General features: G+C 45.4%; 13 protein-coding genes and 1 pseudogene. 6 read left to right on the top strand and 8 right to left on the bottom strand.

The window, feature by feature from the left end; all coding sequences use genetic code 11:
• Nucleotides 1-506: 506 nt before the first annotated feature.
• The gene (locus RIM23_RS27885; protein WP_446335095.1) at nt 507-1,058 is read left to right on the top strand and encodes a DUF2854 domain-containing protein; all 552 of its coding nucleotides are present in this window, start codon (nt 507-509) and stop codon (nt 1,056-1,058) included.
• Nucleotides 1,059-1,200: 142 nt separating this feature from the next.
• Here RIM23_RS27885 and RIM23_RS27890 read toward each other — a convergent pair whose 3' ends face one another.
• Entirely contained in the window at nt 1,201-2,448 is a 1,248-nt protein-coding gene (locus tag RIM23_RS27890; protein ID WP_446371356.1) for a cation:proton antiporter domain-containing protein, read from the bottom strand.
• A gap of 270 nt (nt 2,449-2,718) precedes the next feature.
• A complete protein-coding gene (locus RIM23_RS27895) occupies nt 2,719-2,970 on the bottom strand; it encodes a chlororespiratory reduction protein 7 (RefSeq protein ID WP_446335093.1) in 252 nt (83 codons plus the stop codon).
• A 160-nt stretch (nt 2,971-3,130) separates the two neighbouring features.
• Here RIM23_RS27895 and RIM23_RS27900 point away from each other — a divergent pair, with 160 nt between their 5' ends.
• A complete protein-coding gene (locus tag RIM23_RS27900; RefSeq protein ID WP_446371358.1) occupies nt 3,131-4,555 on the top strand; it encodes a protein adenylyltransferase SelO in 1,425 nt (474 codons plus the stop codon).
• Between the two features lie 91 nt (nt 4,556-4,646).
• On the opposite strand, the gene RIM23_RS27905 is transcribed toward RIM23_RS27900, so the two are convergent.
• Nucleotides 4,647-5,267, bottom strand: a complete 621-nt coding sequence (locus tag RIM23_RS27905) for a type I restriction endonuclease subunit R (RefSeq protein WP_446371360.1) — start codon at nt 5,265-5,267, stop codon at nt 4,647-4,649.
• A 399-nt stretch (nt 5,268-5,666) separates the two neighbouring features.
• On the opposite strand from RIM23_RS27905, the gene RIM23_RS27910 reads away from it, so the two are divergent.
• Complete coding sequence (locus tag RIM23_RS27910) at nt 5,667-5,834, top strand: metallothionein (RefSeq protein WP_446371362.1); 168 nt, start codon at nt 5,667-5,669, stop codon at nt 5,832-5,834.
• Between the two features lie 87 nt (nt 5,835-5,921).
• Here the strand turns inward: RIM23_RS27910 and RIM23_RS27915 are convergent, their stop codons facing one another.
• The 4 genes from RIM23_RS27915 to ppk2 form a co-directional block, all read right to left on the bottom strand.
• Entirely contained in the window at nt 5,922-7,460 is a 1,539-nt protein-coding gene (locus RIM23_RS27915) for a bifunctional aminoglycoside phosphotransferase/ATP-binding protein (protein ID WP_446371363.1), read from the bottom strand.
• Between the two features lie 101 nt (nt 7,461-7,561).
• Nucleotides 7,562-8,176: a 50S ribosomal protein L25/general stress protein Ctc gene (locus RIM23_RS27920; protein ID WP_446371365.1), complete on the bottom strand. Its 615-nt coding sequence runs from the start codon at nt 8,174-8,176 to the stop codon at nt 7,562-7,564.
• A gap of 261 nt (nt 8,177-8,437) precedes the next feature.
• Nucleotides 8,438-9,775, bottom strand: a complete 1,338-nt coding sequence (locus RIM23_RS27925; protein WP_446371367.1) for an adenylosuccinate synthase — start codon at nt 9,773-9,775, stop codon at nt 8,438-8,440.
• A gap of 180 nt (nt 9,776-9,955) precedes the next feature.
• Nucleotides 9,956-10,825, bottom strand: a complete 870-nt coding sequence (gene ppk2, locus RIM23_RS27930; protein ID WP_446371369.1) for a polyphosphate kinase 2 — start codon at nt 10,823-10,825, stop codon at nt 9,956-9,958.
• A gap of 216 nt (nt 10,826-11,041) precedes the next feature.
• Here ppk2 and RIM23_RS27935 point away from each other — a divergent pair.
• From RIM23_RS27935 to RIM23_RS27945, 3 genes and pseudogenes are all read left to right on the top strand, one after another.
• Nucleotides 11,042-11,440, top strand: a pseudogene (locus tag RIM23_RS27935) (GDSL-type esterase/lipase family protein); the annotation flags it as partial.
• Nucleotides 11,441-11,511: 71 nt separating this feature from the next.
• Entirely contained in the window at nt 11,512-12,351 is an 840-nt protein-coding gene (locus RIM23_RS27940; protein WP_446371371.1) for an ion transporter, read from the top strand.
• A 304-nt stretch (nt 12,352-12,655) separates the two neighbouring features.
• Entirely contained in the window at nt 12,656-13,831 is a 1,176-nt protein-coding gene (locus RIM23_RS27945) for a hypothetical protein (RefSeq protein WP_446371373.1), read from the top strand.
• Here RIM23_RS27945 and RIM23_RS27950 read toward each other — a convergent pair.
• The gene (locus tag RIM23_RS27950) at nt 13,735-15,108 is read right to left on the bottom strand and encodes a cytochrome P450 (RefSeq protein ID WP_446371375.1); all 1,374 of its coding nucleotides are present in this window, start codon (nt 15,106-15,108) and stop codon (nt 13,735-13,737) included. The genes RIM23_RS27945 and RIM23_RS27950 overlap by 97 nt on opposite strands.
• Nucleotides 15,109-15,262: the final 154 nt, after the last annotated feature.

Below are 15,262 nucleotides of genomic sequence, written 5' to 3' on the forward strand. Positions count from 1 at the left end.
CTCTGGCTTCCCCTGTGCAATAAATGCTCTCGCATCCGCTGGTCTCCCCCGTGCAATAAATGCTCTCGCATCCGCTGGTCTCCCCCGTGCAACAAAGGCTCTCGCATCCGCTGGTCTCCCCCGTGCAAAAAAAGCTCTCGCATCCTCTGGTCTCCCCCGTGCAATAAACGCGAAGCATCCTCTGGCTTCCCCCTTTTGAAGGGGGACGGAAGGGGGATCTATAAGGGGGACGGAAGGGGGATCTATAAGGGGGACGGAAGGGGGATCTATAAGGGGGACGGAAGGGGGATCTATAAGGGGGACGGAAGGGGGATCTATAAGGGGGACGGAAGGGATATAGAGGGGGATCAAAAAGCGGAACTAGGGGTGATCAGTCCATCCTTTGCAGTATTGAGAGCGAATTTGCCTAGTATAACGAAGACAAGACGATGTTGACCCTATGATTACAGCGCGGGACTTCCCACCGTTTAAGCTAAAGTGATTGTTGTGTAGATAGTTGAATTAAGATGTTACGCAAAATTTCCTTGGGAACGGTAGGACTGTGGGTTGGGGGAGTACTTACCATCATCGGCTTTGTGGCTTATGCTACCGAGAACGCCACCTTAAATTTAGTAGGATTTTTCTACGGCGTCCCCATCTTACTGGGTGGTTTTGCCCTGAAAGCTGCCGAACTCAAGCCTGTACCCTTAAGTCAACCCACACCACCGGACGTGTTACAACAGCGACAGCAGACGGCTACTCCCATTCAAAACCAAATTCGCCAAGATGTGATGCGTTATCGTTACGGTCAAGACGCTCACCTGGATAGCTCCCTGGAAAGTTTGGGTCTGTCTCCTAGCGATGAGGAACGCCCTGTCCTCAATAGTTTACGAGAAACTATAGTGGATGGCGCTTACACTTTAGTACTGGAATTTTACTCGCCACTGATTCCTTTTGAAACATGGGAACAAAAGCGGGAAAAGATTGAGAAGTTTTTCGGTCCGAATATCCGAGTTGAATTGAGCCAATCTGAGGAAGACCAGGTTGATGTGGCGTTGATTGCGGCATCCCAAACCTGATTAAATTGAGACTATTAGGCAGGAAAGTGGGGAGAGGGTGTGCTGTGTAGTTTGTAGGTGGGCTTTAGCGAAGACAGCGCAACTACGAACCAACCCAGCCACCTCCACTTTCTTGCAGATTTTTTCAATGAGTGCACATGATCTAGTGAGCTTCAGATGCTTGGCGATGCTGATGTTTAGAGCCATACAGTTGACTCAAAGGTGTGGCACTAATACTATGGACGAGGATAGAGGCAAAAATCATCAAGCTGCTAACTACCCAAACCTGATGATTACCTGTGAGGCGCAGCGCTAGATGAGAGTAGTAAAGAGCCGCAACGCCAATTGGACCAAACCAACCCACGAACAGAGAATCTGAGACACCGTGTAGGCGCTTAATCCAAGGACTGAGAGCCAAGATTGCGGGGAGGCGGCGCAAGAGCAAGACGGCTACCACTAGCAGTAAGCCTTTCCAGCCCAATTGCAGCCAGTCTTGCCAGGGCATTACCAAACCCAATAACAGAAAAATGGGTAGAGTAAAGAAGCGATCCACAGCTTCTTGGATTCGCTCTTCCTGAGTTCTTTGCTGAGTATTCACGAGTCCATCAAAGACTAATCCTGTTATAAAAACAGCTAGAATACCATCGCTACCTAGTAGCTTCGCTGCCCCCAATGCCAGAAGTGAAAGGGCAATCGTATAAGCCAGAATCGACTTTTTCTCAATTAAGTCCTTCTTTTCAGACCAGACTAATAATCTACCCGCAGTATAGCCCAACAATACAGCAACCACAACAGCGACACCGATTTCCCAAAGTAAGGTGTGCAGCACCCAATGGGAAAGAGCAACTCCTGGCGATCGCGTCAGGAATAGAATGGGTAGATAAACTATCGGATACGCTGGCCCATCATTCAACCCTGATTCACTGGAAATGAGGTGACGTAGGCGTCCGGGAATGTTTTCCTCAGCAATGACACCCGTAACAATATCCGTCGAGACAACCGGGTCAGTCGGTGTTATCACTGCCCCAATCAGCATGACTACCCCAAAGGGGAGACCCAATAACCACCACACCAGTAAACCACTGCTCAACCACATCAGGGGCATGACTAGCCCCAGTATCACCACTAAAGACTTCCAATGTCGGGGAACATATCCTTTGGGTATGCGTAGGGCAACACCCATTAAACCAATGGCAAGGGTTAAACGAGCGGCTTCCTCAATTAGGAGTTCTTTATTGCCCCACCAGCTACTTATATCAAGCCACCCCAGAACATCTGAACTCATCAGAACGCCCAACAGCAGCGCAATCGTCGAGTCGGAAAAATACATCCGCCGCAGTGGTTTAGAGAGTAACCCCACAGCCACAACCAGTGCGGCGATGGCGGTTATAGCAATGTTTAGCTGATTCATGATGAGTAGGATCGCGCTGGCTGACACGGATTTATTGACAATTTAGTTAATATTTTTTTACTGAATTATCATCGTTTTTATCAAAAGTTGAATTATTTTATCTAAGTTAAAACAAAACTGTAATGTTCCCAATCTACCCCTAGGTAGATTATCATGAGGGTAAGGTAATTATATGGAGATACATAAACTACTTGAGAGGTTGATTTTAAAAATTCCATTTCAAAAGAACTCCAAATATTTGAGGTCAGGAGTTCTTTTTTACTACGGCTTTTATAGCCGCACGACATACCATTGCAAATATTCTCCAGGTTCCATGTCTAAGTCACAAGAGGTTTCCATTAAATACTTGGCTTGCTCCTCTACAGAGGAAAACTGCTGTAAATCACGGGGTAAATTATCCTGTCGTGTTGCTAAAATGGACTTAAGTTTTTCCAGTAACTCCTCCGGTGTGAGAAATTGCTCAGGTTGATTCGTTTCCAGAACCACATAAGCATCTTCTTGATACATGATTGAATCTGGCATGGTTCATTTCAGGATTTAGTTCAACAGTTAATAAAAATCGTTAATTACATCCACGGTAACTAGAATACTGCCAATGGGCTAGATTATCCACATAACCGAGCAGCAGGAGACTATTATAAATGTACTCTCCTACATTTAGCTTCAACTGACCAACATCAATATGTTTCTCTCCCTAGAATACGAAAGAGCCTTAGAATCCCTCGGCTATGACTATTTTGATGAAGTCGCCGCCGCCGAATTCCCCTGTCATCACCTGCGGTTCCGCAATGACCAACTGCTGCCAATTTTAGGGTTAGACCCGCAAAGGGTGACAGATAGTGATTTTATCCAGGCTTTTGGTAAGTTTGTGGGTATACGACCCTTTTTAGCCTTGCGCTATCACGGGTATCAGTTTGGCGAATATAATTCTAGATTAGGAGATGGTCGCGGGTTTCTCTATGGTCAAGTGCGGGGAACCGATGGCGAACTTTATGATTTTGGCACGAAAGGTTCCGGGACAACTCCCTATTCTAGGGGTGCGGATGGTCGATTGACTCTTAAAGGTGGAGTACGGGAAGTCCTCGCGGCGGAAGCGTTGCATAGTTTGGGTGTGCGTACTTCTCGCTGTTTAAGTCTGATTGAAACCGGGGAACAGTTGTGGCGAGGGGATGAACCATCTCCAACTCGTTCATCGGTGATGGTCCGGATGAGTCGTTCTCATATCCGGTTTGGCACGTTTGAACGGTTGCGCTATTTTAAACGTCGGGATTTAATCAAAACACTGCTTGATCATGTCATTGACTGTTACTACACCCATCTATTGCAACAGAAGGATAGAGTTGAGCAATATCGCCAATTTTACGCTGAGTTAGTGAAACGAGTGGCAGGGTTAGTTGCCCAATGGATGGCAGCTGGGTTTTGTCATGCTGTTTTAAATACCGATAATATGTCGATTACGGGGGAAAGTTTTGATTATGGTCCCTATGCTTTTATCCCCACCTATAATCCTGTGTTCACGGCAGCGTATTTCGACTATTACGGACGCTATTGTTATGGCAATCAACCGAGTATTTGTCGGTTAAATTTGGAAATGTTGCAGCAGCCGTTAGGTATGGTGATTCCGGTTGCTGATATGGAAGCTGGGTTAGCGGCTTATGACGAACACTATCATCAAGCCTATCGACAGTTGATGCTGAATAAGCTGGGATTTGAGCAAGTGAATAAACCCCAGGGCGATGAGTTATTGAAGAGGACGATTGAGTTGTTAAAAGAAACTCAGGTAGGATATCATGCCTTCTTCACTGAATTAACCCAGCAGTTTCACCCAACTTGGCGCGATGATGCTTCACAAATTTTTCATCAGGCGTCTTTTTGCCAGTCTGCTGAACAGCAAGTGTTATTAGCCAATTGGCGCGAATTATACCACCATATTTTGCAGGATTTGTCAACAGATGAGTTGGATAAAATGACTGAGCGGTTACAGGAGAAGAATCCGAAAACCGCATTACTACGACCTGTTATTGAAGAGGTTTGGGCAGATATCGATCGCGAGGATAATTGGCAACCGTTTAATGAGTTGGTGAGACGCTTACAAGCGAAAGAATAACTTGTTCTCTCAGGAATGAGATAACAAAGGAAAAATGACCAATGACGTAGCTTGCTTCTCGATAAAAGCGAGTATGACGAATTACTTTTTTCTAGATGAGTCGTTTTAAAATTTGAATCACCCGATGCAGTTGGTTATCACGGCGAGTTGAGAGGGTAAATTTGTCGGATAAATCATACTCTTTTTGTTGAGGGTTTAGTTTCACAAAAAGGTAATCTTCTCCGGTGGTGATTAAACCATAAGCGGGATTCTCTGTTGTGGGGTTAGACATCATGTAGGCGAGGGTTTGGGGTAAAGCCTGCATCACACTAAAACCATAACGTTTGGTTTCTAACAGAATTAGCCATAATCTATCCTGCATGACTAAAATATCGATGAGTCCTTCTAGGATTTGGTCTTTGTCTTCGATTTCGATTTTGATGTATTTTTCCCCTTTGATGAGATAGGGGGGATCGTACAAGCCTAATAGTTCTAGAATTGGAGCGATTATAATCAGGTTTACGGTACTTTCGGTAATCGCACCTTCGGCTTGGTAATAACGATAACGAGTCCGCAGGCGATCGCACTTTTCAATTTCCCCCAGATTGAGTTCTGGTAAGGGTTCTAGCCATTCGGGGAAGAAGGTTGGCTTCGTTGTCGGCTGCAATTGAAAGGTATGATGCGCCTGGTTTAAGTTTGTAATTGCTTTGGTAACACCAATAACCTGGGGCATGGTATAGATTTGAGATAAAGGGGCGATTTCTCTTGGAAGTTGGCAACGCCTGCGCGTTCTTTTATTCTAGGGGGTGATTTCAACCTGCAAGCCGAATCCGTCTTTGAAACCCCCTTTTTGCCATGGCGAGGAGGAAGTCGCAGCTACACTTGCCTTTCGTCCGCCTGCGCGGACTAGATTATAAAGGGGGTAGCTAACCCTAGCAAAACATCAGGAATTGCTTCGCCAACATGAACAGGAATCCTGTACTCAACCAGCAACACCCAGACAGGCTTCCTCGTTCTCAGACAGGCTCTTAAGGGAAATTTAATATCTGAACGCTCATTCAGGTGTTACCATAAAAAAAATATCTGAAGACCTGTTCAGATATTGAGTCAAACTCTATTCTGGAGAGAAGTAATGACAACTGCTACTCAAACGCAATGTGCCTGTGACTCCTGTGAGTGCATGGTAAGTACCGATTCAGCCGTGCAAAAAGACGGCAAATACTACTGTAGCGATGCTTGCGCTAACGGTCATCCCAACGGAGCTGGCTGTGGGCATTCGGGTTGTGCATGTCACGCTTAGTCACGTCGCTGAAGGGGCGGGTAAGCTACTTGAATAGGAGACAGGGTGTAGGGTGTAGTTCCCTGTTCCCTCCTCTCACCACAATACTTATTCAGCAACCCCTAACTGTGATTGCCAATCTTGAGTCGTGTCTACTGTCGTGACTAGAGATTGTTCCGCCTCAGTGAAGGGTTCAGCCGTGGCTTGTTGGCGAGTGAGCAAATCCGCTGTTGCATCCGATACATCTTTTGTGCGGGATGAGAGACGATCGCGCAGGACTTCCATGGGGGCACTACAGTGTAGAATCCGTAAGGGTAACTGATGTGACTGTGCTTTTGCGATCGCGTCCCCTCGAAATGCCTGTCGATCATATTTAGCATCGAGAATCACGGGAAAGCCTTGCTGTGCCAACATAATACCCAATTCTAACAGGCGATCGTAAGTTTTCTGGTTCATCTGTGGGGTATAAAGTTCATCGGTGCCTTTGTGATCCAACGGAATACCCGCTAAATGTTTACGTACCGCATCGGAGCGCAGGTGAATTGCCCCCAACTGCTGCGCCAATTGTCGTGCTACTGTGCTTTTCCCCGAACCCGATAACCCTGACATAATCACGACTTGTCCGGAATTCGTTTTCGTGTAGTCCCAAGCCAGTCGATAATAGTCTGCTGCTGTTTTAGCGGCGTCTTGCTTCGTCTCCTCTGGAACAGCCGGATCATCGAGTAAGAACGACGTAACCTTCGCCCGCACATAAGCTTGGCGGCTTAAGTACAATGGCAATACCTGTAACCCTTCCCAATCTCCGGTTTGCTCCAAATAGGTATTGAGAAACGCATTCCCCAAATCTTTGGCATCCCGCGCATCCAAATCCATCACCGCGAAGGCAATATCATACATTACATCCACAAAGCGGAACGGTTCATTAAATTCAATCCGATCAAACAGTTGAATCTTATCTTGCCACAGGCAAATATTTCTCAGGTGCAAATCTCCGTGACATTCCCGAATCCGGTTATTTTCCCGGCGCTGCTCTAATAACGCCTGTCGTTGGGCAAAAAAGCGATCGCTAAATTGTTGAGTTTCTTTAAATTGCTCTTTGGTTTGCGGTCCACCGATATAGTTTTCCGTTTGCTGATAATTTTCGTCATAGGCTTCACGAATCTTCGCAGGTGTACCAAAGCTGCGGATGTAGTCATTGGTTTGGCTTTGAGCATGGAATTGAGCCACTACTCGTCCCAGGTTTTCCATATCAGTTGCGGTCAATTTGCCTTGCTCAAACCGCGTGCTAAACAGTGCCTCCTGGGGAAATTGGCACATTTTCAGGGTATATTCTACAGGCTGAGTGTCATCTCCGAGAATAAAGCGATCGGCTTTTTGAGTAATCGGCAAAACGTCCAGATAAATCTCCGGTGCTTGGGGTTTATTCATCTGTAACTCTTGCCAACAGAAATGCTCTCGTTTCTCCAAGGTTGAAAAATCTAAGAAGCCAAAGTTAACGGCTTTTTTGACTTTATAGGCATAATCCCCTGTCAGAAACACGTAAGAAACATGAGTCTGAATCAATTCAATGGGTGTTTTAACCGGATGAGGATAAAAATCCGGTTGCTTCATTTGGTTAATTAGATCTGAAATAGTGCTTTGTGACATATCGTTTAATTTACGTAAAAATACCAAAGGACAAGTGATTAATGACAAAAAAGCCAGGGATAATCTTATGTTCCCTGGCTAGAAAAGCAATTGCCCTGAGGTTAAATTCCTTCAGATAACAGGGATGTCGGTTGCTGTTCCTGTGAGGGTTCAGCCGCCATAGTGGGCGCACCCAGGACATTAACCACCGGTCGTTGTGGATCATCCATAGCAGTAGCGCCTGCAGGTAGGACAATTTCGTGAACATGCAAGCTGGCGCCTACATCCAAGTTCGAGATATCAACGTCAATGGTTTCTGGAATATTATCCGGAGCGCATTCGACTTGAAGTTCAGTCATGACATGTTCTACAATGCCACCTTGCTTCACTCCAACAGCAGTTCCGACCAAATTTACAGGTAAGGATATCTGGATGGTATCCTGAGTTGCCACAGAGAAAAAGCTGAGGTGATAAAGGATAGGCTTCCAGGGATGAGTTTGCACTTCTCGCAGCAGCACTTTTCCATTCCAAGGTAGGTCAGGAATGTTGACCTCAATTGGGGTATGGTTAATATCAGCCTGCTTGAGCAAGGTTTCTGCGGCTTTAGCTGGAACCGTGAGCGCGACTGATTCGGCTCCCTGGTGACCATAGAGTGTTGCTGGAATTAAACCCTCTCGACGTAAGGCTTTGGGTTTGCTTCCCTCGGCTCGCTTTTGACATTCAACTTTAACTTCCATAGTTAATCTTTTGGTTCAAGTGTTGGTGTTGTTGACATCCTCACCACGCCGTAGGGGGAAAGGTAACCAAACCCTTACGGTCGCTTTTGGGGAGTTGACAGCTCTACGCACACCGCCTCATAGAAGGTCTTACACGCACTCCCTGTCCGTTTTAAGTCTCGGAATGCCCTCCCGCGACTACATGTATGGTTCAGTTCAAAAGTCAAATCCAATCTCACTATTGTTTTGACAAAGAACAAATGACAAAGGACAAATGACAAGTTATCCCGATGTTACTGGGATACCATTAGCATCTAGCAAGGCTCGTTTTGGTCCATGGATGGGATCTTCTACGATGATAGTCTGATCACGGCTAGCACCTAAAGACACGAGTGCAATGGGAACTTCCATCAGTTCTGCCAGGAATTTTAGATAAGCCAACGCCTGCTTGGGTAAATCTTCTAATGCGCGACAGTGAACGGTGGATTGTTGCCAACCGGGTAGAGTTTTATAGATTGGTTTACACTGAGCAAACCGACGCGCATTGCTGGGAAAGTCCTCACAGCGTTGACCGTTGATTTCGTAGGCGACACAAACCTTTAGTTCTTCTAGGGTATCGAGAATATCAAGCTTTGTGATCGCCAGACAATCCATCCCATTAATGCGGACAGCATAGCGACCAATGACCGCATCAAACCAACCGCAGCGACGGCGACGTCCGGTTGTTGTACCAAATTCTGCGCCGCGATCGCATAATAGTTGTCCAAGGTCACCATGAAGTTCTGTGGGAAACGGTCCCTCACCAACACGAGTTGTATAGGCTTTGGCTACACCGATGACCCGATCAATCATCGTCGGTCCTACCCCTGCACCCACACAAGCGCCACCGGCGACAGGGTTAGATGAGGTGACGTAGGGATAGGTTCCATGATCCAAGTCAAGTAACGTCCCTTGCGCCCCTTCAAATAAGATATTGTGTCGTTGTTGAATGGCATCATAAATTTTGAGGGAACAGTCAACAACATGAGGGCGTAATCGTTCAGCATAAGCTAGATACTGCTCGATCACGGTCGCGGGGTCTAGGGGAGGTATATTATAGAGTTTTTCTATAACAGCATTTTTATAATTAATGGTCCAATTAAGCTGTTTGCGGAGGATATCAGCGTCCATCAGATCAACGACTCGAATCCCGATGCGCTCCGATTTATCGGCGTAGGTTGGACCAATTCCCCGACCTGTGGTGCCGATTTTATGGTCTCCCCGTCGCTCTTCCGATGCTTGGTCAATTAACCTATGGTAAGGCATAGTGACGTGGGCAGTTTCGGAAATGAGCAGTTTTTGGGTAGAAATGCCTAATTGCTCTAGCTGATCGAGTTCACCAATCAGAACTTGGGGGTCAATCACTGTCCCCGAACCGATAATGCATTCTGTTTCTGGATATAAAATCCCAGAGGGAATCAGGTGCAGCTTAAAGGTTTGACCCTGAACCACCACGGTATGTCCCGCATTGACCCCCCCCTGGTAACGGACGACGACATCTGCGGACTTGCTTAGTAAGTCGGTGACTTTACCTTTTCCTTCATCGCCCCATTGGGCACCGATTACAACAACGTTAGCCAAGGGTTTATTATACGCGCTAAAGTTTACACAAATCACCATTATGTGCAGCAGGTGCGATCGCTGTCAATCGATTTTGTCATTTGTCATTCATCATTCGTTATTCGTTGCTCCCTTCCCTCATCTCCCTCATCTCCCTCATCTCCCCAGCACCCCAGCACCCCAGCACCCTACACCGAAACCTTAGAAAAGCTCTGGGACAAAGGTTTGTGTAGACATAGGCGGACGAACATAATCCCATTCCTGCTGTCGGGGGGGTAATTCCATTGGGTCTGGTGTTAGATCTTTATAGGGGATCAGACTTAACAGGTGAGAAATACAATTGAGACGGGCACGTTTTTTATCATCGGCTTCCACCACATACCAAGGCGATTGCTTAATATCCGTCGCGGCAAACATTTCATCCTTAGCTTTAGAATACTCCACCCAGCGAGCGCGAGACTCTAAATCCATCGGACTAAGTTTCCAGCGCTTGGTTGGATCTTCCATGCGTTGACGAAAACGACGTTCTTGCTCATCGTCACTTACGGAAAACCAATACTTGATCAGAATAATTCCTGCTCGCTGAATCATGCATTCAAATTCTGGACAGGATCGCAAAAACTCCTGATACTCATCATCCGTACAAAACCCCATCACTCGTTCCACACCGGCTCGATTGTACCAACTGCGGTCAAACAGGATCATCTCCCCGGCTGCTGGCAGATATGGCACATAACGTTGAAAATACCATTGGGTTTTCTCTCGCTCTGTGGGCGTACCCAGAGCCACAACTTTACACACACGGGGATTCAAGCATTCCGTAATCCGCTTGATTGCGCCACCTTTCCCGGCTGCATCCCGCCCTTCAAAAACGACGACGACTTTTAATCCCTTTTGTTTAATCCATTCGTGCAATTTGACTAACTCAACCTGTAGCCGACGCAATTCCCGTTTGTAAACTTTCTTCTTCAGTTTCTTGGATTTGCTTTTGTCGGTTTTCACTTTTTCTTTTTCTTTGACTAGGGAATCTGTTTTATCTGTCACTTTTTCGTTGCTTGACTTTTTGGACATTATAGCTGGTGGGCAATGCCCACCCTACGGGATACGGCAATCCCCCAATGCACGCTTTTTACTGCCATTCATCTTAACTGGGCTTTGGCTAAGGTCCTGCTTGGCTAACACAGAAAATCTAGGGACTATGGCGTGAGCCTCCGATAAGGTAACATTGTATCAATTCCTGCAAATGTATCGATTTGTTAACAAACACCTGACGAACTACAACTGTCTATGCAAACCATCGTTGCTCCTAGTCTTCATCCCTCTCACCGAAATCCCGGACATCCCCTTAAACTGGTTGTCTTGGGCGATAGCCTGATCTATGGATTTGGTGATCCCGAAGGAGGCGGCTGGGTTGAACGGCTGCGACGCCAATACATGTTACCCGATAGTCCCGGTCATGTCCTCTACAATTTGGGCGTCCGAGGTGATGGTGTCAAGCAAGTCGAAGAACGTCTCGAACATGAGTTTCGCCGTCGGGGTGAATTGAGAAATCGCGTCCCTGATACCATAATCTTGTCTGTAGGTGTGAATGATTCTGCCCGTGTCGGACGCCCCACGGGTCGTAATTATACAGACTTTGATGGCTTCCAAATTGAGCGTACTCTATTTTATCCCGGTCAGCTATGTTAAAGAACAAGGAACAGGAAATCAAATTGCATAAGTCATAATTCATATATTCAATGGATCATTAGTCTTTTATGCATCATCCCTCAGCAAAAGACGCCATGATAGACAGACTTAAGGTGCGAATTTATCAAATCTTAGAGCGGACGGATATTAGGGATACTGCTAGCCAAATAGTTGACCTATTTATTTGGACATTAATTGCCCTAAACTTGATTGCTTTTACCTTGGAAACAGTTGATCCAATTGGGTGTCAGTATAAACGATACTTTATTATTTTTGAGGAGGTTTCAATTGTCGTATTTAGTGTTGAATATATCTTAAGGCTTTGGACATGTACAGTAAATACGGACTATAAGCATTCGATCAGGGGACGGTTACGATTTATGTTCACGCCTTTAATGCTCATCGATTTAATTGCAATTTTCCCTTTTTATCTACCGCTCCTATTCCCCGATTTGCGATTTTTAAGGTCTTTACGATTATTCCGATTTTTTAGAATTTTAAAATTGAGCCGTTATTCGGCTTCATTAAGAACATTAGGGCGAGTTATTCGTTCAAAAAAAGAAGAATTAATTATAACATTTTTTATTTTGTTTATTTTGTTATTTTGCTCCTCTAGTCTAATTTATTTTGCCGAGCATGAGGCGCAGGCAGAAGAGTTCCCGAATATCCCCATGTCCATGTGGTGGGGTGTGATTACCTTAACCACCGTGGGCTACGGTGACGTCTATCCAGTCACGCTGATCGGGAAGTTACTGGGCGCGATGTTAGCGGTGCTGGGAATTGGGCTATTTGCTTTACCTGCTGGTATATTGGCGTCTGGATTCTCGGAAGAACTTCAAGTGAAACACCCGTTTAAACGTAAGCGAACCTCAAAATTTTGTCCTCATTGTGGAAAACCTATTCATTGATCGGGTAAAACACAACTCTAAGTTTTGCTAGAACAGCAGTAAGCGTAATCAGAGCATCTACTTGAATCGACGCTCTAGGCAATGGTTTCGCCGCCCCTTTGTCGTAAAACCTGTAAGTCAAACCCAGCAATGCTTTCAGCCATTATCTCCACTATAGGTTGGGTCGAACAAAAATTCCTTAAAGAGTATAATTTAGGGTGGCTATAGCCCACTTGGCTAATTATTCTACCTTATCCCTATCCCTAGTCAGATTAACTTTAGTTTTAGCCCATCAAGAAAAGTTAGTTGGACAGTCAAGTCAAAAATGTACACCCATCTTCTGTCGATTGCTACAACTTTACCATCAACTAACATATCCACAGCTTCGCTGCTGAGTGAGTTAGGGGGTAAATTATCACCCAGCTTAGTGAAAACGATTCAGAACATGGGAGTAGAGAACCGATATTCTGTACTGCATAATGTTCGAGAAATAATCCTTGGCAAAGAGGAGATGCAAGCTGCTACTACAGCCACAGAGTTGGGTGCTTTGGCGGTGAAGAAATCCCTCGCCTGTGCAGATGTGGCTCCCGATCAGGTAGGATTGCTGATTGCCGTAACAAACACCCAGAGTCGCTTGCTACCCGGTCTCGCTTCAGACCTGATGGCTTCGTTACATGGTATCCTCAAGCCAGATATAAGTATCATCAATATGCAGGGTCTAGGCTGTGCCGGACTGCTCAAAGCAGTAGAAGTTGCTCAGTGGTATCTGTTCGCTAATCCTAACAAAAAAGTCCTAGTCGTCATCTCTGAAGCAGCCACACCTTACACCATAAAACATCTCTCTTGTAGGCAATACTATAGCTTTCGCGAAATTAAGGCAATGGCTGATCCTTCAGCCGAACAGTTAGCCATGCTCCGCTCCACGGAAGAAGTAATCCAAGCCTTTTTATTTGGTGATGGCGCCGTTGCGTTACTCCTCGGCTCCCAGAATAATCGATCTGGCGCTTCTTTTGGGTCAATCTGTCATTTAACCAACGAAAACCCAGATGATGCCAACTTACTGGTAATGTCTGATGGTGGTACTGAGCATCCAGCTATAAATGGTGTACCCCAATATTGGATGCGACGGGAAGTTCCCCGACGGGGGACAGCTTATGCCGAAGCAACGGTGAAAGCTTTGCTAAAACAGCCTCAATTACCCATCAACCACCTATCCCAAGCTAAAGTATGTCTGATGCATACAGGCAGTCGTAAGATCCTTGATGGAGTTTCTAAGAAACTGGGTTTATCTCCCAGATCCCCGCAAGTTGCTTTATCATTGCCAAACACATCAGCCAGTTCTGAAACCAGTGGCTTCAGAAAGGAGGCAATTTATCAGGTTGCATTAATTAACCACAATACATTTTATACAGCAACTAGAGATTTTTCTTCAGAAATGCGATCGCCCTTCAGGATCATTGTTACCCCACCCGCAGGCTCAATAGCCAAACCGCGACGTTGAGGTTTAACCGGACGAGTATTAACTAATTCTAGTTGATACTGCTTGAGAATGGTTGCCAACACTAATTTCATTTCAAACTCAGCCAATGCAGCACCAATACAGCGACGAGCCCCCGCCCCAAACGGTATATATTCATAAGGGGAAAATTGACGCTCCAGGAAGCGTTCTGGCTTAAACTTTTTAGGTTCTGGGTATAACTCTTCACGCTGATGCAGCAAATGAACACAGGGAAAGATAATTGTCCCAGCTTCTAAATATGTTCCCCCCACTTCTACAGATTCTTGTACCAAACGAGGCAAGGTCAACACTCCCACTGGATAGATGCGTAATGTTTCTTGCCAAACCGCAGTCAGATAGGGAAGTTTAAACAAACTCATCGGGTTGGGATTCTCTCCCAGAGAATCGATTTCTGCTAAGAGTTTCTCTTTAACTTTTGGTAAGCGATGAACCCAATAAAAAGCCCAAGCCAGACCCGTCGCCGTGTTTTCGTAAGCTCCCACTAGCAAAGTGATCAACTCATCTCGTAATTCTTCATCACTCATCCCCTCACCATTTTCGTCACGAGCTGATAATAATAAACTGAGAATATCGGTGCGATTGCTCTCGCCTTCAGCCCGACGATCGCGAATTTCTGCGTAAAGCAATTCATCAATTTGTCTTTGGTGACGCTGAATCTTTGCCCCTGGACTCCAATCCCCATAATCTTTTGCTAGAAATGGGAAAAAAATTAAGCTGGCACTCAAGGGAGAACTCGTGGCATTGAGTCTGGCAGATAACAATTCTTGTAATTGGCGATAATGGGGCCGATCATGCAGACCAAACACCGTAGAAAAAATTACCCGCATGGCAATTTTTTGTAAGCTGTCCCGAATTGCAAATGGTTGATCAACCCTCCACTGACTCGTCACATTCTTAGTGATATCGCAAATAAGCTGACCATAAGCCTGCATTCTTTCTCCGTGAAACGGAGGTAACAGTAATTTTCGTCGTTTTTTATGTTCTTCACCATCCAACAAGATGATAGAATTACTACCTAATAAAGGTTGAAGAGTTTTATTTAAATTCCCAGAGGCAGGGAACTGTTGAGGATTGCTTAAAATTGTTTGTAAACCTTGGGGGTTACTAATAAATACAACGTCCCCAAGATTTACCACAACTGGCGAGGTAAAAATATCGCCATATTCTTTGGCTGTGGCTTCCATATAACCGACTGGATCGGAGAGCCACTTAAATACCTGCAAAAGCCAACATTGTTTTGGTCTGTTAGGTAATGCCATTGTCATCGTTGATTATCTAGTCTTTGTGGACTTATTTTTATTGTATAGCATTTCTCAAAGGTGATATTCGGGATAACACTCAAACTCTTGTACTCTCTCGACTTCGTATTAATAAACACTATAACGATCTTATGTCACTTTCGGAATGAAAAAG

The organism is Coleofasciculus sp. G3-WIS-01 (genome assembly GCF_040223135.1).
Classification (GTDB): domain Bacteria; phylum Cyanobacteriota; class Cyanobacteriia; order Cyanobacteriales; family Coleofasciculaceae; genus Coleofasciculus.

Excerpts from the sequence above, each read along its gene's own strand:
- RIM23_RS27885 (WP_446335095.1), top strand. The coding sequence starts at position 507 with ATGTTACGCAAAATTTCCTTGGGAACGGTAGGACTGTGGGTTGGGGGA.
- RIM23_RS27890 (WP_446371356.1), bottom strand. The coding sequence starts at position 2,448 with ATGAATCAGCTAAACATTGCTATAACCGCCATCGCCGCACTGGTTGTG.
- RIM23_RS27895 (WP_446335093.1), bottom strand. The coding sequence starts at position 2,970 with ATGCCAGATTCAATCATGTATCAAGAAGATGCTTATGTGGTTCTGGAA.
- RIM23_RS27900 (WP_446371358.1), top strand. The coding sequence starts at position 3,131 with ATGTTTCTCTCCCTAGAATACGAAAGAGCCTTAGAATCCCTCGGCTAT.
- RIM23_RS27905 (WP_446371360.1), bottom strand. The coding sequence starts at position 5,267 with ATGCCCCAGGTTATTGGTGTTACCAAAGCAATTACAAACTTAAACCAG.
- RIM23_RS27910 (WP_446371362.1), top strand. The coding sequence starts at position 5,667 with ATGACAACTGCTACTCAAACGCAATGTGCCTGTGACTCCTGTGAGTGC.
- RIM23_RS27915 (WP_446371363.1), bottom strand. The coding sequence starts at position 7,460 with ATGTCACAAAGCACTATTTCAGATCTAATTAACCAAATGAAGCAACCG.
- RIM23_RS27920 (WP_446371365.1), bottom strand. The coding sequence starts at position 8,176 with ATGGAAGTTAAAGTTGAATGTCAAAAGCGAGCCGAGGGAAGCAAACCC.
- ppk2 (WP_446371369.1), bottom strand. The coding sequence starts at position 10,825 with ATGTCCAAAAAGTCAAGCAACGAAAAAGTGACAGATAAAACAGATTCC.
- RIM23_RS27940 (WP_446371371.1), top strand. The coding sequence starts at position 11,512 with ATGCATCATCCCTCAGCAAAAGACGCCATGATAGACAGACTTAAGGTG.
- RIM23_RS27945 (WP_446371373.1), top strand. The coding sequence starts at position 12,656 with ATGTACACCCATCTTCTGTCGATTGCTACAACTTTACCATCAACTAAC.
- RIM23_RS27950 (WP_446371375.1), bottom strand. The coding sequence starts at position 15,108 with ATGGCATTACCTAACAGACCAAAACAATGTTGGCTTTTGCAGGTATTT.